Origin of the sequence: Hymenobacter convexus (genome assembly GCF_030580955.1) — a bacterium.
In the GTDB taxonomy this organism is placed as follows: domain Bacteria; phylum Bacteroidota; class Bacteroidia; order Cytophagales; family Hymenobacteraceae; genus Hymenobacter.
In genome coordinates, this window is sequence record NZ_JAUQON010000001.1 from 533,371 (window position 1) to 551,649 (window position 18,279).

Here is an 18,279-nt window from a genome sequence, read left to right on the forward strand (position 1 = left end):
ACAGTTGGCACAAAAGCCTTACTCCACTTTTCCCCACTTCCTCATGACTGGTTTTCCCTCCCTCCGTCGCGCACTGGACCTCCTTGGCCGCGCGGCGATGATAACCATCCGAGCGGTTAACTGGTGTTTTATCAGTCAGTTACCTTAGCGCCCGTTTTTATTGCCGGGGCCGTTACGCTGCGGGCCGATTTGCACCATGTGCTGGACACGTCCTTACGCGGGCAAAATAAGAAAATCCAAGGCCATAAAGTAGGGCAGCGAGGTTGAAAAAGTATGTCGCTCTGTTCAGCAAAACGGTAGTTGTTCTAAAAGATAAGTACCTTCAAATTGCTCCACAAAAAAGGCCCCGAAAATCTACGTTTTCGGGGCCTTCGGATGTATTGCGAAAATTGCTCAAACAAGGGTAGATTCGTGAATGGCGGGCTGCTGCTTCGTAATTCGGCCCGCCAGCCAGTAGGCCAGCCACGCAAACAGTGGCGCGGCCAGCACATCATACGAGTAGTGCACGCGCTGCACCAGCACCAGCAGGCCCACGGCCACGCTCATCAGGCCCAGCGCCCAGCGCCACTTGCGGCCCCGGCCGGCCAGCGTGAGGAGCACCATGGTAGCGGTGTGGCCCGAAAAAAACAGGTCGCGCACGATGGGCTGGGTGGTCACCTCAAAAATGCGGTCCATCACCGGGTCGTGGAGGATGACCAGTGCGGTGGGCGGCTCCAGCGGCAGCAGCCACAGCGTGAGCATGCGCAGCAGCTGCAGGAAATAATAGGCCCACAGCGCCCGCAGCAGCCGTTGGGGCCGGGGCAGCAGGTAGAGCAGCGTGGCCGCAATGGCCCCATAGATGAGCGCAAACGTGGGCGCCGATACGTCGTGCACCGGCAGCAGCGCCAGCAGCGGGTCGGCCAGCAAGTGGCCGGGCCGCGCCTGAATGAAATGGTAGAACCCCGGCACCACCGGCAGCAGGCCTAGTAGCAGAAACAGCACTGCACCTAGCCGCAGACGGAAGCCGGGCCGGGCCCAGGCCGCCACCCAAGGCGCCGGGCGGGCCGGTGATGAAGCAATGGAAGCAGGAAGGGAATCGGCCGGTTTTAAGAGAATAGCCACAGCGCGAAGGCAGTCAGATAATTAGCCAAGAATAAATTATTCCGCAAAACTACGCCGAAGGCTCGACAGTAGCTTGGGAGCCGGTAGCCTTGGCGTAACATTGCGGGTTGCCCAGAGGTGCCACCGTAGGCCCATTCATCGCTAAAAACTGCTTTGCCCATGCGTTCAACCGCTACTATCTCGATGCTTTCGGCTGCAATGGCCCTGGGCCTTTTCACCCACCCGGCGCAGGCCCAGAATGCGGCCCTCGATGCCCGCATTGCCCAACTGGCCACCCAGGAAGAAGCCAAAGTCATTGCCTGGCGGCGCGACATCCACGAGCACCCCGAACTGGGCAACCAGGAAACCCGCACCGCCGCCCTTGTAGCCGCGCATCTCAAGAAGCTGGGCCTGGAAGTGCAAACCGGTGTGGGCCGCACCGGTGTGGTGGGCATCCTGCGCGGGGGCAAGTCCGGCCCCGTGGTGGCCCTACGCGCCGACATGGACGGCCTGCCCCTCACCGAAACCAGCGGCCTGCCTTTCGCTTCCAAGGTGAAAACTACCTACCTGGGCCAGCCCGTGGGCGTGATGCACGCCTGCGGCCACGACACCCACGTGGCTATGCTCATGGGCGCCGCTGAAGTGCTCAGCCAGGTGAAAGCCGACCTGCCCGGCACCGTCAAGTTCATCTTCCAGCCCGCCGAGGAGGGCTCCGTGCCCGGCGTGGAAGGCGGCGCCAAACTTATGGTGAAGGAAGGCGTGCTCGACAAGCCCAAGGTGGATGCCGTATTCGGCTTACATATCAGGGCCGACTCCGAAGTGGGCAATCTCACCTACCGCCCCGGCGGCGAAATGGCCAGCTCCGACCGGTTCACCATCAAGGTGCACGGCAAAGGCGCGCACGGCGCCGCGCCCTGGAGCAGCGTGGACCCGGTGGTGACGGCCGCCCAAATCATTATGGGCCTGCAAACCATCGTGAGCCGCGAGGTGAAGCTGATTGACGACGCGGCCGTGGTGACGGTGGGCACCATCAACGGCGGCGTGCGCTACAACATCATCCCGCCCGATGTGGAAATGAGCGGCACCATTCGCGCCCTCAACCCGGAAGTGCAAAAGCAAATCTGGGCCAGCATCCGCCGCATTGCCACCAACATTGCCGAAAGCGCCGGGGCCACCGCCGACGTGAGCATCGAGCCCTACGTGCCCGTCACCATCAACAGCCCCGCCCTCACGGCCCAGATGCTGCCCACGCTGCAAGCCGTGGCAGGTACCACCAGCGTCCACGAAATAAAAGCGGTGACCGGTGCCGAGGACTTTTCCTTTTACCAAGAGAAGGTGCCGGGCCTGTTTCTCTTCGTGGGCGGTATGAGCAAAGGGCAGGACCCGGCCACCGCCGCCGACCACCACACGGCCGGCTTCCGCATCGACGAAAGCGGGCTGACGCTGGGCGTGAAGACCCTGGCTACGCTGGCCGCCGACTACCTCAACAGTGCCCGGACCGTGCAAAAATAGGTCCATTTTAGCCGTTTCGGGGGAAAGGAATATTTCAATTTGAGTGAGTGCAATTTATTGCGTCGGAGTTGTATAAAATTTTGTCATTAATGCGAATTTTATTAGTCGGCAACGATTGCGTGATGAAATAATGGCTAGGTTGCGGCCGGTTCGATGCAAAATTTGAAATTGAGCATCGGGTCATTTCCCACCATCAACCACATTTCATACATGAGAAAACAATACTCAGCTGCAGCAATAGCCTTGCTCAGTGCCATGGCCGCTACCTCGGCTCAAGCGCAGGATGCTGCGCGCATTCAAACCAAAGTTTTGGGCGACGACAAGCAGCCCGTGCTGGTGCAGTTCAACGCCGAAGGCAAGATGGCCCTGCGCGGCCTCAACGGCGAGCAGGTGTTGCGCCAGCAACTGGCTCTCACCAATGCCGACGAGATGCGCGTGGCCCGCACCGAAACCGACCAACTCGGCTTCACGCACCAGAAATTTGCCCAGTACTACCAGGGCATCCGCGTTGAGCACGCCGACTACACGGTGCACGCCAAGGGCGGCACGGTGGAAAGCATCAGCGGCGATTTTGAGAAGATTTCGGGCCTGAGCACCACGCCCGGCCTGACAGAAAGCACGGCCCTGAACAGCGCCCTGGCCCACGTGGGCGCCACCAAGTATATGTGGCAGACCAAAGAAGCCAACGCCGCCGACTTTACCCCGAAGGGCGAGCTGGTGATTGTGCGCGACATGCGCCAGAGCGCCGAAAACGGCCCGCTGGTGCTGGCCTGGAAGTTCAACGTGTACGCCGCGCAGCCCATCAGCCGCTCCTACGTGTACGTGGATGCCCGCACCGGCCAGGTGGTGCTGCAGGACAACATCATCAAGCACGCGGCGGCTACCGGCACCTTCGCCACGGCCTACAGCGGCACCCGCAGCACCGCCGATGGCACCACCACCGGCGGCTACTTTCTGCGCGAAACCACCCGCGGCCTCGGCATCCAGACGTTCAACTGCAAAAAGAGCAACAGCTACACCTCGGCCACCGACTTCATCGACGCCGACAACAACTGGACGTCGACCGAGTACAACAACGCCAACTTTGATAACGTGGCCGGCGATGCCCACGTGGGCGCCCAAGCCACCTACGACTATTGGAAGAACGTGCACGGCCGCAACAGCTACGACAACGCCGGTGCTATCATCAAAAGCTACGTGCACTTCGACGACGTGCCCGGCGGGGCCGGCTACGAGAATGCCTACTGGGACGGCGTGCGCATGACCTACGGCGACGGCGCCACGCGCTTCCGCCCCCTGACGGCGCTGGACGTGTGCGGCCACGAAATCGGCCACGCCGTGTGCGAAAAAACCGCCAACCTGACCTACGCCAACGAGTCGGGCGCCATGAACGAGGGCCTGTCCGACATCTGGGGCGCCAGCATTGAGGCCTATGCGGTGGGCAGTCTGGGCTTCACCTCGGGCGGCGTGAAAGCGAAGTCGACCTGGCTGATTGGCGAGGAAATCGACAAGCAGCAGGCCGCTTTGCGCTCGATGAGCGACCCCAAGTCGCTGGGTCAGCCGGCTTACTACAAGGGCCAGTACTGGGTAGCTACCACTTCTTCGCCTTCGAATGCTAACGACCAGGGCGGCGTGCACACCAACTCGGGCGTGCTCAACCACTGGTACTACATCTTGGCCGTGGGCAAATCGGGCACCAACGAAGGCGGTGGCGTGTACAGCGTAACCGGGGTGGGCATTGATGCTGCCGCTAAAATCACTTTCCGCATGGAAAGCGTGTACATGACGGCCTCCTCGACTTACGCCCAGGCCCGGACCTACGCCATCCAGGCCGCCACGGACCTCTACGGCGCGGGCTCGGCCCAGGTGACGGCCGTGACCGACGCCTGGTTTGCCGTGGGTGTGGGCGCTGCCTCGGGCGGCACCACGCCTCCTCCCACCACCACGTATTGCACCATCAAGGGCACCAGCCAGGCGTATGAATGGATTGACTTGGTGCAGCTGGGCAGCATCAACCGCACGTCGTCGAAAGACGCCGGCTACTACAACGGCACCGCGCTGAGCACCAGCGTAGCCGCCGGCTCGGCCCAGACGGTGTACTTCTCGGCCGGCTTCACCAGCACCGCCTACACCGAGTACTGGAAAGTCTACATCGACTACAACAAGAACGGCGTGTTCACCGACGCCGGCGAATTGGTGGTGAGCGGCAGCAGCGCCAGCGCCGGCACCCTGAGCGCCACCTTCACGGTGCCCACCACGGCCCGCAACGGCAGCACGGTGATGCGCGTGATAATGAGCGACAACTCGGCCACCACCAGCTGCGGCACCTTCAGCTACGGCGAAGCCGAGGACTACACCCTCAACATCACCGGCGGCGCGGCCATTGCCCCCACTACCTTGACCGGCGACGCGACCCCGCTCGGCAACGAGCTGGCCCGCACCCTGGAGCTGTTCCCCAACCCGGCCACCGACGCCCTGCGCCTGGTGCTGCCCGGCAATGCCGAAGTAACCGCCGTGACGGTGAGCGACGTGCGCGGCGCCCGCATGGCCGGCACCACGCTCAGCAACGGCATCCTCAACATCAGCGGCCTGGCCAAGGGCATGTACACCATCAGCGTGAGCGACGGCCAGAAAGTATTCCACCAGCGCTTCGTGAAAGAATAGCTTTTTGCTAAGCCTGAAATGTAAAAAAGGCCCGTCAGCATTGCTGACGGGCCTTTTTGTTGCCGGGATGCGGCGGGCGTTGGCCCCGGCCGGTACGGCGGGGCAGGAGGGAAGCGCCGGATTTGGAAAGCTTGTGTTTTTCAGTGCCTTGCCCCGGTAAGTTCTTTTCCATTCCCCAACCCCTTTTTCAGTTGCCCATGAAAAATTTCTACCCCCCCCGCCGCGCACCCCGTCGCCCGCGCCCGGCGCGGCTGGCTTAGCCCGACGCTGCTCATGGCCCTGCTCAGCCTTTCGGCCCACGCCCAGAAAACGACGGAAGCCACCGCCGGCGGGCCGTCCACCACCAACTGCCTGCCCTCGTTCTACGCCAGCCAGGCCAGCATTTGCCAGGGCGGCTCGGCGGTGCTGCAGTTTGGCCCGAACCCCTGCGACTTGTCGACCACCTACACCTACGCCTGGGCGCCCAACCGCAACATCTCGTCCGCGACCTCGCCCAGCGTGGTGGTCAACCCGCTGGTGACGACTACCTACACGCTCACGGCCAGCACGGGCGCGGTGAACGCCTACAGCACCACTATTACGGTGCAGGCCAACTGCTGCCAATACGCCGAGTCCTCGCCCAAAGTGGTGGAGCTGGGCACCAATTATACCTTTGACTACAACCTGGCCCAATACGCCTACGGCGACCCCTTTCAATACGATTTCAGCACCTCGCCGCCCATGCCGCGGGCGCCGGGCACCGTATTCCACGTCGGCGGCGGCACGCTCACGCTCCACGGCAACGCCTACCGCCTGCCAGTGGGCGGTGTGTTGCTGATGGGGCCAAACGCCGACGTGGTGCTCGACGACGCCCAGCTCTACCTGGAAGGGGCCACCATTACGGCCGCCTGCGACGAGATGTGGGGCGGGCTGGTGCACCCCGGCTCCGGCCACGGCTTGTTCGCCAAAGCCGTGGGTACGCTGTCCCCACGCCTGATGCACAGCCGGCGGGGCCTCACGTTTACCCGCGACGCCACCGCTCCGGCCAGCACCAACGCCCTGTTTCTTTCGAACCTGGAGTTTCTGCACAACTACCGGGCCCTGACCCTGGACTACAGCGCTTCGCCGGCCCCGACGCGCGAGTACGTGCGCTTTTGCACCTTCGACGCCGACCCGCAGCTGCTCAAGATTCCCTACGCGCCCATTTCTACCTCCTCCTCGCACGCCCCCACCCATGTGCGCGTGCTGGGCGACGCCCGCGCCCTGCGCTTCCGCCAGAACACGCTGCAGCGCGCCTTAGTGGGCCTCACCCTGGCCGAGCCCGGCGTGGCCATGCAGGCCGATACCTGCGCCTGGGTCGATTTCCAGCTGGCCGGCATTGCCAGCCAGGGCACCCCCGACCCCAAGAATGCCCCCAGCCGCCTGGGCGTGACCAGCGGCAAGTTCGTGTTTCCGACGGCGACCAAGCACCCGGGCACCGGCCAGGTAACCCAGGCCCTGGCCGACTACAGCCCGGCCCTGTACACCGACGCCACGCTGGGCATCGGCGTGGTGCAAATGCCGGTGAGCGTGACGGGGGCCGCCTTCCGGCAGGACGATACCACGCCTTATGCCAGCTTCGGCTACGCCAACTACCGCACCGAGCAAATCGGCGTGAGAAGCCAGAACCTGACCCTGGCGCAAGGCAACACCTTCCGCGCCCTGGGCGTGGGCCTGGCCCTGGAGGTGCCCGCTAATACGGCCACCGACGTGGAGCGCAACCTGTTCAGCGAGTGCGCCAAGGGGTTTTCCCTGCTCAGCGGTAGCGGGCAGGTGCTGGCTGATTGCAACACCTTCGAGCGCGGTGTGAGCCTCAGTGCCCGCAGCGGCGTCAGCTACGGCATTATTAATGAATCGGCCTCGACTATTCGGCTGGAAGACCCGAATGTGCAGCCAGGAAACCCGGCGACAGTTCTCAAGAACCGGTTCGATGATACTGGAACAAGCAATAGCGGCTTCTATGCGCTTTATAACAATGCACCCGTTGGGATGCTAAGCTATTACAGTTATAAAAACTATAGTCAACTTACACTTGCAACCTTAGTCAATCCTTCAGTCAGCTTAACATTCACCAATACAACTCCGGACTACGTTTCGGGCACCGCTTGCGTTAACCTCACACCAAATGGACTTCAACGTAACGGCGCATCTTTGGCGGGCGCTCAGCCAGCAACCAATTCCTCGCTAGCACAGAACACCCCTAATCCTACGCATGGCTCGACGACCATTGCCTACCGCCTACCGAAAGGCGCGCAATCCGCCACGTTGCTAGTGCGTCGCGCCCTTGATGCCCGGGTAGTAGAAACGCTGTCGTTGGACACATCCAGGCAGGAACTGCGCCCTGATGCGACCCGCTACCCGGCGGGTACGTATTTCTATACCCTGCTGGTGGATGGTGCGCCCATCGCCACGCACCGTCTCGTAGTTGAATAAGGCCGCGTTATGCGTTCCTTCATATTACTTTACTGGCCGTGCTGGGGGTAGCCCTCGGCACGGCCGTGCAGGCCCAGCCCACCCAAGTGTGGCAGCGCACGTTTAATGAGGCGGTTCGGACTAATGTTACCCCCGGCCAACTCTGGCAATTGAGCACCGGACGTTTGGCCGCCATCGGTGGTACCAGCCGCTTCACCGGCACAGGACCGAACGAGTTTCGGGCTGTCTTCTGGCGTTTCAACGCGCAGGGCGATACACTCTCTAGCCGCCGCTACTCCCTACCGGGCGGCTATATGCGGATGCTGCCCCTGAAAGGCGGTGATTTTCTGCTCACGGGCACCGCCGACACGGCCCAGGTATCGCCGGGAAATGATGGTTTGTTTTACGTGCGGACTGATTCGCTGGGCAACTGGCGCGGCCGCCTGCGCTACCGGCCCACTTACCGCCGCATCGATAATGGCGGCACGCTTCTGGCCGTGGGCCAACAAGGCGCATGTGGGCGCATTCCATCAACCTCACGCCCTTTGTGGCCGGCGGGTCGCTGTTCAATAACTTTCCCGGCGCCCAAGTGGTGCGGCTGGACTCGGCCCAGCGGCTGGTGTGGCAGCGCCAGTACGCGGGCAACACACCCAATGCCGACGGCCTGACCGTGGGGGCCATGGCGGCCCTGCGCGACGGGTCCTACGTGCTGGTGGGCCAGAAGGGCCGCGCCTGGCAGGCCCCCTACGGCCCCACCGCCGTTTACAGCGGCTGGCTCCAGCGCCTCAAGGCCAACGGCGACACCATCCGCCTCGCCAACGAGTACTTCGGCCCCATCTCCGAGCAGTACGAGCCCCTGGACGTGCCGGCCACCCCCGACGGGGGCTTCGTGGTGGCCGGCAACGTCTACCCCGACCGCTACCTGCCCGTCTTCAACTGCTGCCCCCAGCCGCGCGGCTTCTTGGCCAAGTTCGACAGCTTGGGCACCGTGCAATGGGAGCAGCGCCTAAGCGGGCAGACCACCCAGTACCCCGCCGCCAGCCTCAGCCGCGTGCAAGTGCTGGCCAACGGTAATTACCTGGTGTTGGGTGGCCGCAACCGTACTACCCTCGGCGACCCTAACCGGGCTTACCTGGTCGAGTACGCCCCCAACCGCACCGGCGCCGGTGCGGTGTGGGAAGTATATTTCAACGTTACGGGTGTTTTTTCGCCTACCCTTTTGCAACCCGACGGCACTCTCACCCTGGGGGCGCAGCGCGTCATTTCGCACACGGTGAACGGGCAAACCAGCCAGGACCAGGCCGGGCTGCTCACGCGCTTCGCCGGGCTGGGCGCGCCCTACCCCGCCGCCGCGCTGCTCTGCCAACGCCCGCCCGTGGCCAGCGCCGGCTTCGCCCTCAGCCCCGCCCGCGACACGCTGCGCCTGGTGGACCTCTCCACCGCCGGCCCGCGCTACGCCACGCTCGAACGCTGGCGCTGGCACTTCCCCGACGGTTCGTTTTACGAAGGCCGCACCCCGCCGCCCCACCGCTTCGCCCCCGTGCCCGCCCCCGGCAGCCCCGTCACGCTCACCGTGACCAACAACCTGGGCTGCTCCGCCACGCAGGTGCTCTACCCCTTCGGCTCGCCCACGGCCGCCCAGGCGGGCCGCGCCCTGGCCGCCCGGGCCAGCGTGTGGCCCAACCCGGCCCCCGGCGGGCAGGCCACGCTGGCCCTGGCCGGGCTGCCGCCCCGCGCCCCGGCCAGCGTGCAGCTGCTCGACGCGCGGGGCCGCACCCTCGGCCCCGCCCGCGCCCTGCCAGTGGCCGCCGACGGCACCGCTGCCCTGCGCCTTGACCTGGCCGGCCGCGCCCCGGGGCTGTACGCCGTGCGTGTGACGGCGGGCGGCGTGGCGTTTGTCAAAAAGCTCGTGGTGCCTTAACATCGGCCGGAATCGGATGGTCAGTTTGCCACAAAAAAGCCCGTCAGCATTGCTGGCGGGCCTTTTTGTTGTTTCCTGTCATCCTGAGCGCAGCGAAGGACCTTATTAGCGCCGAATTTATAGCGCTCAAACGTGATAAGGTCCTTCGCTGCGCTCAGGATGACAAAATTGCTTAAACGCAAACAGCTATTTCAGCGAGTAGTCCAGCTTCAGCATCACGGTGCCGAAGCCGTCGTTGCCGCGCGAGGCGCCGCCCAGCTTCAGGCTGATATCGTCCAATTGGTCGGTGGCGGTGAAGTAGTAGTTGGCTTCCAGGTTGGCGCTGAGCCGGTCGATGAGGCGCACGCTGAAGCCGCCGCCCACCGGCGCTACGCCGGCCAGAAATGGGTAGTCGTTGCGCTCGGGGGCCAGGTACACCGTCTCGTCGGTGGGCCGCGCGGTGCCCAAGTAAGAGCGGGGGTCGTAGAGCAGCAGGCCGGCGCCGCCCTGCACGTACACCTGGAAAATAGGCGCCTCGGCCATCGACGACGCAAACACCGACTCGTCGGGCAGCAGGTCGAAACGCAGGAACACCGTGCCCAGGCCGTTGGTGCTGGTGAAGGCCAGGCCGCGCTCCTTGGCCTTGTCGCGGGCGCCCAGCTTCAGGTAGCTCACCTCGCTGCCCAAGTGCAGGTGGGGCGTGAGGCGGTAGAGCACGCCGGCGCTCACGGCCGGCCCAAAAAAGTTGTCGCCGGGGCTGTTGCCCAGGTCGCCGTTGTAGAGGCCCGTGCCCCCGCCGAGCGTGACGTGCAGCGGCCCGCGGTAGTAGGGGCGGCCCTGCCGGTTGTAGTGGCGCACCGAGTAATGGTATTGGGCGTGAGCCGACTGACTGTTGAAAAAGCCAGCCGCCAGCACGCCCAGAAGGATGGAGCGAAACCGCATGCTGTGGGGAAAAAGAATGGTGGAACTGCGTTTATACGGGCGGCAACGCCGGAACTACCGAAATCCGTCTGCCGGCCCCCGGTTTATTTGAAGATGCCTTGCGGGTCGGGCAGCTTGGTCAGCAGGTCACCGATGAGGTTAAAATCGAGGCTGCTCACGCTGGCGTTCTGGCCCTTGTGCACGGCGGCCCAGGCTTCGGCGTACTTTTCCTGGTAGTAATAGCCGCGGGCCAACTGCTGCCAGCCCTCGGCGTTGGCGGGGTCGGTGGTGGTGGCACGCTGCAGCAGGTCCATGCCGGTGGTGAGGTCTTTTTTCTTCTTGGCCTGGCTGTAGCGCAGCAGGTAGCTCGTGCCCAGGTCGCTCAGCATGGCCGAGCTGGTGGGGGCCAGGGCCAGGCCCTGGATGAGGATGCGGATGGCGGCATCGGGGGTGGGCTGGCTGCTGGCCACGATGCCGAGGCCGCGGTAGGCTTCGGCATTTTTGGGGTCGAGCAGCCAGGCCAGGTTGAAGCGGTAAACCGCCGTGTCGGGCTGGCGCTCACGCAGGTATTCGTAGCCTTTGTTGGTGAAAAACGCGCTGGCTTCGGCCGTAGAGGCAAAGCTGGCGGCAATGGCCTTGAGCTGCGCCTCGCCGATAATCTGGGTGGCCTGGGCCGGGCTGAGGCCGCCAAACATGGGCTGCAGGCGGGCCGGGCGGCCCGGGGCCGTGGGCGTGGTGGCCAGGCTGCCGTCGGCGTTGGCGGCCGAGGTTTTGCTCCGGCGCTGGGCCTGGGCAGGGGCCGTCAGCAGCAGCCCCAATAGCAGCACAGCCGTCAGCGCCGGCGAAATCGTTTTGAGCGAAGCAGAAATAAACACGTTGAAAATAAAATTAATGAGTGGACCCGGCCGCTATTAAAATGGGCCGAACGCGGTTGCTGACAAAGATAAAGCCAAGCACGGCACGCACGCCGTGGGCCCCTCGCCAGCGCGTCGGGCAAACTGCGCCGGCCGGCCGGGCGTAGGTGAGCCGCACCGCCGCCGGTTATCGGGCTGGCGGTTTTCAATTCCTGCTCCGTTTTATGCGTCGTTTCCTCTTGCTGGCTCCGGTGGCCGTGCTGCTAACTGCCGTGGTAGTCGTCTTCGCCACCGAATATGCCATGGCCCGCCCCAGCCACCGGGCCAAAAACGTGCCTTATGTAGCCAGCTCCGCCCCCGATTTTGACAAGGAACGCCACGTACTGGACGTGTATTCGCCCAAAAAAGCGGCCCTCTCTGCGGCGGGCTACCCGGTGGTGCTGTTCATCCACGGCGGCAGCTGGACCAGCGGCAACAAGAACATCTACTCCTTCATCGGCCGGCGGCTGGCCAAGCAGGGCGTAGTGGCCGTGGTGATAAACTACCGCCTGGCGCCGCCCGTGCACGTGCCCGAGCAGGCCGCCGACTGCGCCCGCGCCCTGGCCTGGACGGTGGCCAACATCAAGCAATACGGCGGCGACCCGGCCCGCGTCTTCGTGATGGGCCACTCGGCCGGGGGTGGCCTGGCCGCCCTGCTGGCTACCGACGACGCCCTACTGGCCGCCAACGGCCTGCCCCAAAATCCGGTGAAAGGCGCCATTATGGACGACCCCGCGGGGCTCGATATGTATAGCTACCTCAAGGAAATGAAGTACGAAGGCGACGCCCAGTACAAAGTCCCCTTCGGCAACGACCCGGCGGTGTGGAAAGAAATGTCGCCCATCTACAAAATTCGGCCGGGCATTCCGCCCTTCCTATTCTACCTCGGCGGCGAGACGTACCCGAGCATCAGCGGCAGCTCGGGGCGCTTTCGGGATAAGCTCAAGGCCATCGGGCAGCCCGCGCCTTATATCATCATTCCCGGCCGCCACCATATTCCCATGGTGCTGCAGCTGTATTGGCAGCACAATGTGATTTACCAGGGGCTGCTGAAGATGGTGGGGGCGTGAGGTGGATAATTTTCTGTCATCCTGAGCGCAGCGAAGGACCTTATCACGCTTGACCAGTTTGCAGTAAATGTGACGAGGCGAACGTAATAAGGTCCTTCGCTGCGCTCAGGATGACAGAAAATTATCCGCCTCAAGCTCACCCAAACAGCCCGCCCTGCCGCACCGGCTGCTCAAATTCCAACAGCCATTTCTTGCGGTGCATGCCGCCGGCGTAGCCTGTGAGGCTGCCGTCGGCCCCGACGACGCGGTGGCAGGGCCACACGATGGCCAACGGGTTCTGGCCGTTGGCCGCCCCCACGGCCCGGACGGATTTCGGGTTATTCAACAGCTTGGCCACATCGAGGTAGGACGCCGTGCGTCCGTAGGCTATGCCTGTGAGCGCCTGCCACACCTGCCGTTGAAAGTCGGTGCCGAAATCGGGCGCGTAGGTGAGGTTGAACGCGCGCAGCTCGCGGCCGAAATAGGCCTGCAGCTGGCGGTAGCCTTCGCGCAAACACACTGGCACAGCCCCGAAACCCGTGGGCGAGTGCCCTTCGGTGTGGTGAAAGCTTACCGCGCTCAGGCCCGCATCGGAGCCGGTGAGGGACAGCAGGCCGAGCGGAGAGTCGAGGTAAGCCGTGGCGTTCATGGCTTGAAAATAGGCGCCGCCAACGACAAGCTGGCTTGCACGCTGCTGGTGGCGCTTTGCCGGCGGCGCAGGGGCTTGGCGGCATTCACCACGGCCTGGGCCTGGAGCAGGGCCTCGGCGCTGGGCTGGTGCAGCACGCGGCCGGGGCCGGGCTGCGAGAGGTCGGCATCCCAGAGGCCGGAGCGGTGCCACTCGTGGGTGTGGTCCCAGTCGGGGCGGTCGATGAGCGGGTAGATGCACACGCCTTGCAGGGGCAGGCCCTTGCGCAGCACGTGGGCGCACTCGTCGGCAATCATGCGCCACCAGATGGGCCGGTCAACGCCGGGGTGGCTGGTTTCGGTGATGGCGAAGGGGCGGCCGTAGCGCTGGTAGGCCTTGCGCAGCAGCTTGTGCAGCGGCACCCAGCGCGGGTCCATTTGGGGGTCGTTCCAGCCCAGTTTGCGGTAGGGGTGAAGCTGCCACTGGTTGTCGTAGTAATAGTTAAAGCCCACAATGTCGAGTAACTCGGGAGCGCCGCCCAGCTCGGGGCATAGCCGGCCGCAGAGAATGTCGGTGGCCTGAAACTGGTTTTCGTGCGATTCGCGGGCCTCGCGGCGGTGCTGGGGCCAGGGGTTGGGCGGGGCCACAATGCTGATGAGCGGCTCGGTGGTGAGCAGGCGGATGCTGGGGTCGGCCTCGCGCAGGGCGTAGCTGCCCTCGATGTAAGCGCGCATCAGGCCGTACTTCACGCGCCAGCCCTGGCCGTGGCAGTAAGGCGACGTGCCGTTGGCCTCGCCACCCAGCCAGCTGATGAAGCTGACCTCGTTGATGGGCGTGACGATGAGCACATCATCGGGCCGCTGCGAGCGGTAAAAGTCCACGAAAGCGCGGCAGAGCGCGGCAAAGCGCCGGGCAAACATGGGGTGCAACGGCGTGAGGTCGTCGGGGTAGCCGAAGTGGCACAGGTCCCAGATTTGCTGCACGCCGTGGCGCTTGCCGGCGTCCAGCATCATTTGCACGGTGCTGAAATCGTACTGGTAGGGCGTTTTCTCAATCATGGCCCAGCGAATTCCTTCGCGCACGGTGCCAATGTTGAAAGGCTGCTGGGCCGCGTAATCCTCGTCAATCAGCTGCAGGTGGCCGGTGAGGGGCAGGAAATCGACGCGGTGGCCAAAGGCGTTGAGCTGGTCGGTGCACTCGTAGCCGCCCCACCAAAAGGAGCGGAACGGGTTGGCATCGGGGGTAGTAAGGTCCATAGCAAGCGGGTTAATAGGCGAATGCCCGCGTCCGCTGGTTGGGCGGGCGCGGGCAAGGGTAATGCTTAAACCGGAAAAACGCGCCCAGGGTTAAGGTTGAGGTTAATCGAACGTCACTGGAACGTCACCGTAACGTCATGCAGAGCGCAGCGAAGCATCTCGCGTGCAGTAAGTAACTAAATCGATAGGATTAGCGGCGGCACGCGAGATGCTTCGCTGCGCTCTGCATGACGTTCTATTGCCCATTGACCGACGCGGTCTGCACCAGGTTTTTCGCCTCGATGAAAATGCGCTGCACCTCCGGGTGTTCGGCCCGGATGGCATCCTGCAACTCCTCCACGGCGGCGGCCACCTGGGCCGAACTCATGTTGTCGGCAAAGTCCACGTCGAGGGCCATAATCACGTCGTTCGGGCCGAGGTACATGGTGAGGGGCGAGCGGATTTCGCGCACTTGCGGCTGGGCGCGGGCAATGCGCTCCAGATTGGCCAGGGTGGGGGCGTCGACGCCGGTGCCCACCAGCAGGCCCTTGGTGCGGCCCACCAGAAACACGGCCACCAGCATCAGCAGCAGTCCGATGGCAATGGACGCGCCCCCGTCGAAATACGGATTATTAAGCCAGTGCCCCAGAAACACGCCGATGCCGGCCAGCGCGAGGCCCACCAGGGCGGCCAGGTTTTCCATCACGGAAGCAAAAACGGCCGGGTCGCGGCTCGTACGCAGCATCTTCACGAAGCCCACGTTGCCGGTCGATTGCGCTAACAGGGCTTTCACCGAGAGGTAGAAGGCAATTCCCTCGAAGAGGAACGAAACGCCCAGCACCACGTAGTTCCAGCCCGCGTCTTCGAGCGGCTCGGGGTGCTGAATGTGCTTAATGCCCTCGTAGAACGACATGCCGCCGCCGATGGCGAAGATGAGCACGGCCACAATCAAACCCCAGAAATACAGCTCCTTGCTGTGGCCAAAGGGGTGTTCGGCGTCGGCAGGCCGTTCGCTTTGGTGGGTGCCGTAGAGCAGCAGCCCGCTGTTGCCGGTATCGACGAGCGAATGAATGCCCTCCGAGAGCATGGCCGACGAGCCGGTGAAATATGCCGCCACGAACTTGCTGATGGCAATGGCGACGTTGGCCGCAATGCCGCCGTAGAGGGAAAGTTTAGAAGCGTTAGCGTTGGCCATGCGGCGGAATCTGTTTAAATAGGATTTTAAAGAACGTCATGCTGAGCGCAGTCGAAGCATCTCTACCGCAGCAGTAATCCACGGTAGCCTGACGAAGCGGTAGAGATGCTTCGACTGCGCTCAGCATGACGTTCTATTTGAGGTCATTGGCCTACGCTGCCCTCTCCCGGCTCGACAGCGACTTGGCTTCCACAAAAATGCGCTTCATCTCCGGGTATTCGGCCCGTATCACGTCCTGCAGCTGGTCGATGGCCAGCTCGATTTCCTCTGAAGTGAGCTGGTGCGAAAATTCCACGTCGAGGGCCAGCACCACATCGGCCGGGCCGAGGTAGGAAGTGAGGGGCGGGCCCACCTGGTCGATGTTGGGCTGGGCGCGCACGAGGGCCTCGATGGCATCGACGGTTTCGTCGTCCACGCCGGTGCCCACCAGCAGGCGCTTGGTTTTGTAGATGAGAAACAGCGCCACGCACACCAGCAGCACGCCAATGGCAATGGAAGCCGCGCCGTCGAGGTAAGGATTGTTGAGCAAATGCCCCAGGTACACGCCGGCCAGCGCAATCAGCAAACCCAGCAGGGCCGCCAGGTCTTCGAGCAGAATGGCGAACACCGATGGGTCCTTGCTACGGCGTAGCGTGGCCCAGAACCCAGCGTCGCCCCGGTCGGCGTTGAAGGCTTTGAACGCCAGAAAGCAGGAAATACCTTCGAAGAGCAGCGACAAGCCCAGCACCCAGTAGTTCCAGGTGGGGTCGGAGATGGGGGCCGGGTGCTTGAGGTGCTCAATGCCTTCGTAGAGTGACATGCCGCCGCCCACCGAAAACACCAGAATAGCCACAATCAGCGCCCAGAAATACAGCTCCTTGCTGCGGCCGAAGGGGTGGCGCTTGTCGGCCGGCTTCTCGGCCTGGCGCACGCCGTGCAGGATGAGCAGGCCGTTGCCGCTGTCCACCAGCGAGTGAATGCCCTCGGAAAGCATGGCCGACGAGCCGGTGAAATACGCTGCCACAAACTTGCTGGCGGCAATGGCGACATTGGCCGCAATGGCCCCGTAAATGGCAAGCTTGGAAGAAGTCGCGGGTGAACTCATGCCGGGGCTTACGCGGCGGCGGTGGCCGGGGTTGGTGAATAATCGCGCGGTCGTACCCGGAGGGACTTTTAGTCTGCGAGTTGTTACGGTTGCCCCGCGGACTAAAAGTCCGCGCTACTTTCGCCCTATGTCCGCACCCACTTTGCAGCGCCGCCTCGGCCTGGTTCAAGCCACGGCTCTAAATATGATTGACATGGTGGGCATCGGCCCCTTTGTCACCCTGCCGCTCGTGATGGGCTTTATGGGGCCCAACTTCCTGCTGGCCTGGCTGGTGGGCGCGGCCCTGGCTTCCGTCGACGGCCTCATCTGGAGCGAGCTGGGCGCCGCCTACCCCGAAGCCGGCGGCAGCTACCGCTTCCTCAAGCTGGCTTACGGCGAACAGAAGTGGGGCCGCTACATGTCGTTTCTCTACGTCTGGCAAACGCTCATTCAGTCGCCGCTGGTGCTGGCCTCGGGCGCCATCGGCTTCGCCCAATACTTCGGCTACCTCGTGCCGATGACCGAGTGGTGGCAGCCCAAAGCCGTGGCTGGCGGCGTGGTACTGCTACTCATCGTGCTGCTCTACCGCCGCATCGAGGACATCGGCAAGCTGGGCGTGGCCCTCTGGGTGGGCGTGCTGAGCCTCATGGGCTGGCTGATTTTCGGCGGCCTCACCCACCCCAACCACCACGTCGACATTTTCCCCGCCGGCGGCTTTCCGGCGTTGCCGGGCTTGCTGATTTCGGTGGCCATGGGCCAGGCGGCCGTCAAAACCATCTATTCCTACCTCGGCTACTACAACGTGTGCCACCTCGGCGCCGAAATTAAAGGGCCCGAGAAAGTGATTCCGCGCAGCATTTTCCTGAGCATTTTGGGCATTGCGGCGCTGTACCTGCTGCTGAACTGGAGCGTGGGCACGGTCATTCCCTGGCAGGAAGTACAGGGCTGGCAGGCCAGCGCCGGCGACAAGTCGCAATTCATCGTGAGCGTGTTTGTGGAGCGGCTCTACGGGCCGGCCGCCGCCATGGTGGCCACGGGCATGGTGCTGCTGGTGGCGTTTGCCTCGCTGTTTGCGGTGCTGCTGGGCTACTCGCGCATCCCCTACGCGGCGGCGGCCGATGGCGAGTTCCTGCCCGTGTTCGGCAAGCTGCATCCCACCAAACATTTTCCCTACATCTCGCTGCTGCTGCTGGGCGGCGTGGGTTTCGTGTTCAGCCTGTTGTTCCGGCTGGGCGAGGTCATTTCGGCCATTCTGGCCATGCGGATTCTGGTGCAGTTTGTGGGCCAGGCCGTAGGGTTGGTGCTGTTGCGGCGGCGGCGCGGCACGGCGGCCCTGCCGTTCAAAATGCCGTTCTACCCGCTGCCCGTCATCCTGGCCATTGTGGTGTGGCTGTTCGTGTTCGTGGGCATCGCGCCGGCCGAGGTGACGTGGGGCGGCGTGCATTTCAAGCTTTATTTCCAGGTAGCCGCGCTGGGTATGATGGCGCTGGGCACGGTGGCGTTTCTGCTCTGGAGCCGGCGGCTGGGGCGCTGGCCGTTTGAACCGAAATAAAGTAGCTCTATCAAGTTTCTAACTGACTGTTTATGGCTCGTTGGGCTTTGCTATTGGCGTTATTGTTAGTGGGGTTTCAAAGCCAGGCGCAGCTATGGCAGCCAGTCAAGCCATTGTCGGCCGATTACTTGTTGTGGAGCCCCACGCGCCGGCTCCG

General features: G+C 63.6%; 13 protein-coding genes. 6 read left to right on the forward strand and 7 right to left on the reverse strand.

Annotated features, from left to right (window positions below):
- Positions 1-393: 393 nt before the first annotated feature.
- Positions 394-1,101 (reverse strand): phosphatase PAP2-related protein, encoded by a 708-nt coding sequence (locus Q4S41_RS02045; protein WP_305029468.1) that lies wholly within the window; start codon positions 1,099-1,101, stop codon positions 394-396.
- A 159-nt stretch (positions 1,102-1,260) separates the two neighbouring features.
- Between Q4S41_RS02045 and Q4S41_RS02050 the strand changes: the two genes are divergently transcribed.
- The 4 genes from Q4S41_RS02050 (at position 1,261) to Q4S41_RS02065 (ending at position 9,607) form a co-directional block, all read left to right on the forward strand.
- Complete coding sequence (locus Q4S41_RS02050) at positions 1,261-2,592, forward strand: amidohydrolase (RefSeq protein ID WP_369811235.1); 1,332 nt, start codon at positions 1,261-1,263, stop codon at positions 2,590-2,592.
- 210 nt (positions 2,593-2,802) lie between these two features.
- Positions 2,803-5,256, forward strand: coding sequence for a M4 family metallopeptidase (locus Q4S41_RS02055; protein ID WP_305029469.1), 2,454 nt, complete (start codon positions 2,803-2,805; stop codon positions 5,254-5,256).
- 273 nt (positions 5,257-5,529) lie between these two features.
- On the forward strand, positions 5,530-7,707 hold the full coding sequence (locus Q4S41_RS02060) for a hypothetical protein (RefSeq protein WP_305029470.1): 2,178 nt from the start codon (positions 5,530-5,532) through the stop codon (positions 7,705-7,707).
- Positions 7,708-8,200: 493 nt separating this feature from the next.
- Positions 8,201-9,607 (forward strand): hypothetical protein, encoded by a 1,407-nt coding sequence (locus tag Q4S41_RS02065; protein WP_305029471.1) that lies wholly within the window; start codon positions 8,201-8,203, stop codon positions 9,605-9,607.
- Positions 9,608-9,793: 186 nt separating this feature from the next.
- Here the strand turns inward: Q4S41_RS02065 and Q4S41_RS02070 are convergent, their stop codons facing one another.
- The gene (locus Q4S41_RS02070; protein ID WP_305029472.1) at positions 9,794-10,528 is read right to left on the reverse strand and encodes a hypothetical protein; all 735 of its coding nucleotides are present in this window, start codon (positions 10,526-10,528) and stop codon (positions 9,794-9,796) included.
- An 83-nt stretch (positions 10,529-10,611) separates the two neighbouring features.
- Entirely contained in the window at positions 10,612-11,382 is a 771-nt protein-coding gene (locus Q4S41_RS02075; protein WP_305029473.1) for a hypothetical protein, read from the reverse strand.
- A 203-nt stretch (positions 11,383-11,585) separates the two neighbouring features.
- On the opposite strand from Q4S41_RS02075, the gene Q4S41_RS02080 reads away from it, so the two are divergent.
- Positions 11,586-12,470 (forward strand): alpha/beta hydrolase, encoded by an 885-nt coding sequence (locus Q4S41_RS02080; RefSeq protein ID WP_305029474.1) that lies wholly within the window; start codon positions 11,586-11,588, stop codon positions 12,468-12,470.
- Between the two features lie 136 nt (positions 12,471-12,606).
- Here Q4S41_RS02080 and Q4S41_RS02085 read toward each other — a convergent pair whose 3' ends face one another.
- The 4 genes from Q4S41_RS02085 to Q4S41_RS02100 form a co-directional block, all read right to left on the reverse strand.
- A complete protein-coding gene (locus tag Q4S41_RS02085; protein ID WP_305029475.1) occupies positions 12,607-13,098 on the reverse strand; it encodes a methylated-DNA--[protein]-cysteine S-methyltransferase in 492 nt (163 codons plus the stop codon).
- Entirely contained in the window at positions 13,095-14,333 is a 1,239-nt protein-coding gene (locus Q4S41_RS02090) for an amine oxidase (protein ID WP_305029476.1), read from the reverse strand. The genes Q4S41_RS02085 and Q4S41_RS02090 overlap by 4 nt, the downstream gene beginning before the upstream one ends.
- Positions 14,334-14,568: 235 nt before the next feature.
- On the reverse strand, positions 14,569-15,507 hold the full coding sequence (locus Q4S41_RS02095; protein WP_305029477.1) for a cation diffusion facilitator family transporter: 939 nt from the start codon (positions 15,505-15,507) through the stop codon (positions 14,569-14,571).
- A gap of 151 nt (positions 15,508-15,658) precedes the next feature.
- A complete protein-coding gene (locus Q4S41_RS02100) occupies positions 15,659-16,591 on the reverse strand; it encodes a cation diffusion facilitator family transporter (RefSeq protein ID WP_305029478.1) in 933 nt (310 codons plus the stop codon).
- Between the two features lie 127 nt (positions 16,592-16,718).
- Between Q4S41_RS02100 and Q4S41_RS02105 the strand changes: the two genes are divergently transcribed.
- Positions 16,719-18,122, forward strand: coding sequence for an APC family permease (locus tag Q4S41_RS02105; RefSeq protein ID WP_305029479.1), 1,404 nt, complete (start codon positions 16,719-16,721; stop codon positions 18,120-18,122).
- The last annotated feature ends 157 nt before the right edge of the window (positions 18,123-18,279 follow it).

Coding starts and splice junctions, on each gene's coding strand:
- Q4S41_RS02050 (WP_369811235.1), top strand. CDS start 1,261: ATGCGTTCAACCGCTACTATCTCGATGCTTTCGGCTGCAATGGCCCTG.
- Q4S41_RS02055 (WP_305029469.1), top strand. CDS start 2,803: ATGAGAAAACAATACTCAGCTGCAGCAATAGCCTTGCTCAGTGCCATG.
- Q4S41_RS02060 (WP_305029470.1), top strand. CDS start 5,530: ATGGCCCTGCTCAGCCTTTCGGCCCACGCCCAGAAAACGACGGAAGCC.
- Q4S41_RS02065 (WP_305029471.1), top strand. CDS start 8,201: ATGTGGGCGCATTCCATCAACCTCACGCCCTTTGTGGCCGGCGGGTCG.
- Q4S41_RS02070 (WP_305029472.1), bottom strand. CDS start 10,528: ATGCGGTTTCGCTCCATCCTTCTGGGCGTGCTGGCGGCTGGCTTTTTC.
- Q4S41_RS02080 (WP_305029474.1), top strand. CDS start 11,586: ATGCGTCGTTTCCTCTTGCTGGCTCCGGTGGCCGTGCTGCTAACTGCC.
- Q4S41_RS02085 (WP_305029475.1), bottom strand. CDS start 13,098: ATGAACGCCACGGCTTACCTCGACTCTCCGCTCGGCCTGCTGTCCCTC.
- Q4S41_RS02090 (WP_305029476.1), bottom strand. CDS start 14,333: ATGGACCTTACTACCCCCGATGCCAACCCGTTCCGCTCCTTTTGGTGG.
- Q4S41_RS02095 (WP_305029477.1), bottom strand. CDS start 15,507: ATGGCCAACGCTAACGCTTCTAAACTTTCCCTCTACGGCGGCATTGCG.
- Q4S41_RS02100 (WP_305029478.1), bottom strand. CDS start 16,591: ATGAGTTCACCCGCGACTTCTTCCAAGCTTGCCATTTACGGGGCCATT.
- Q4S41_RS02105 (WP_305029479.1), top strand. CDS start 16,719: ATGTCCGCACCCACTTTGCAGCGCCGCCTCGGCCTGGTTCAAGCCACG.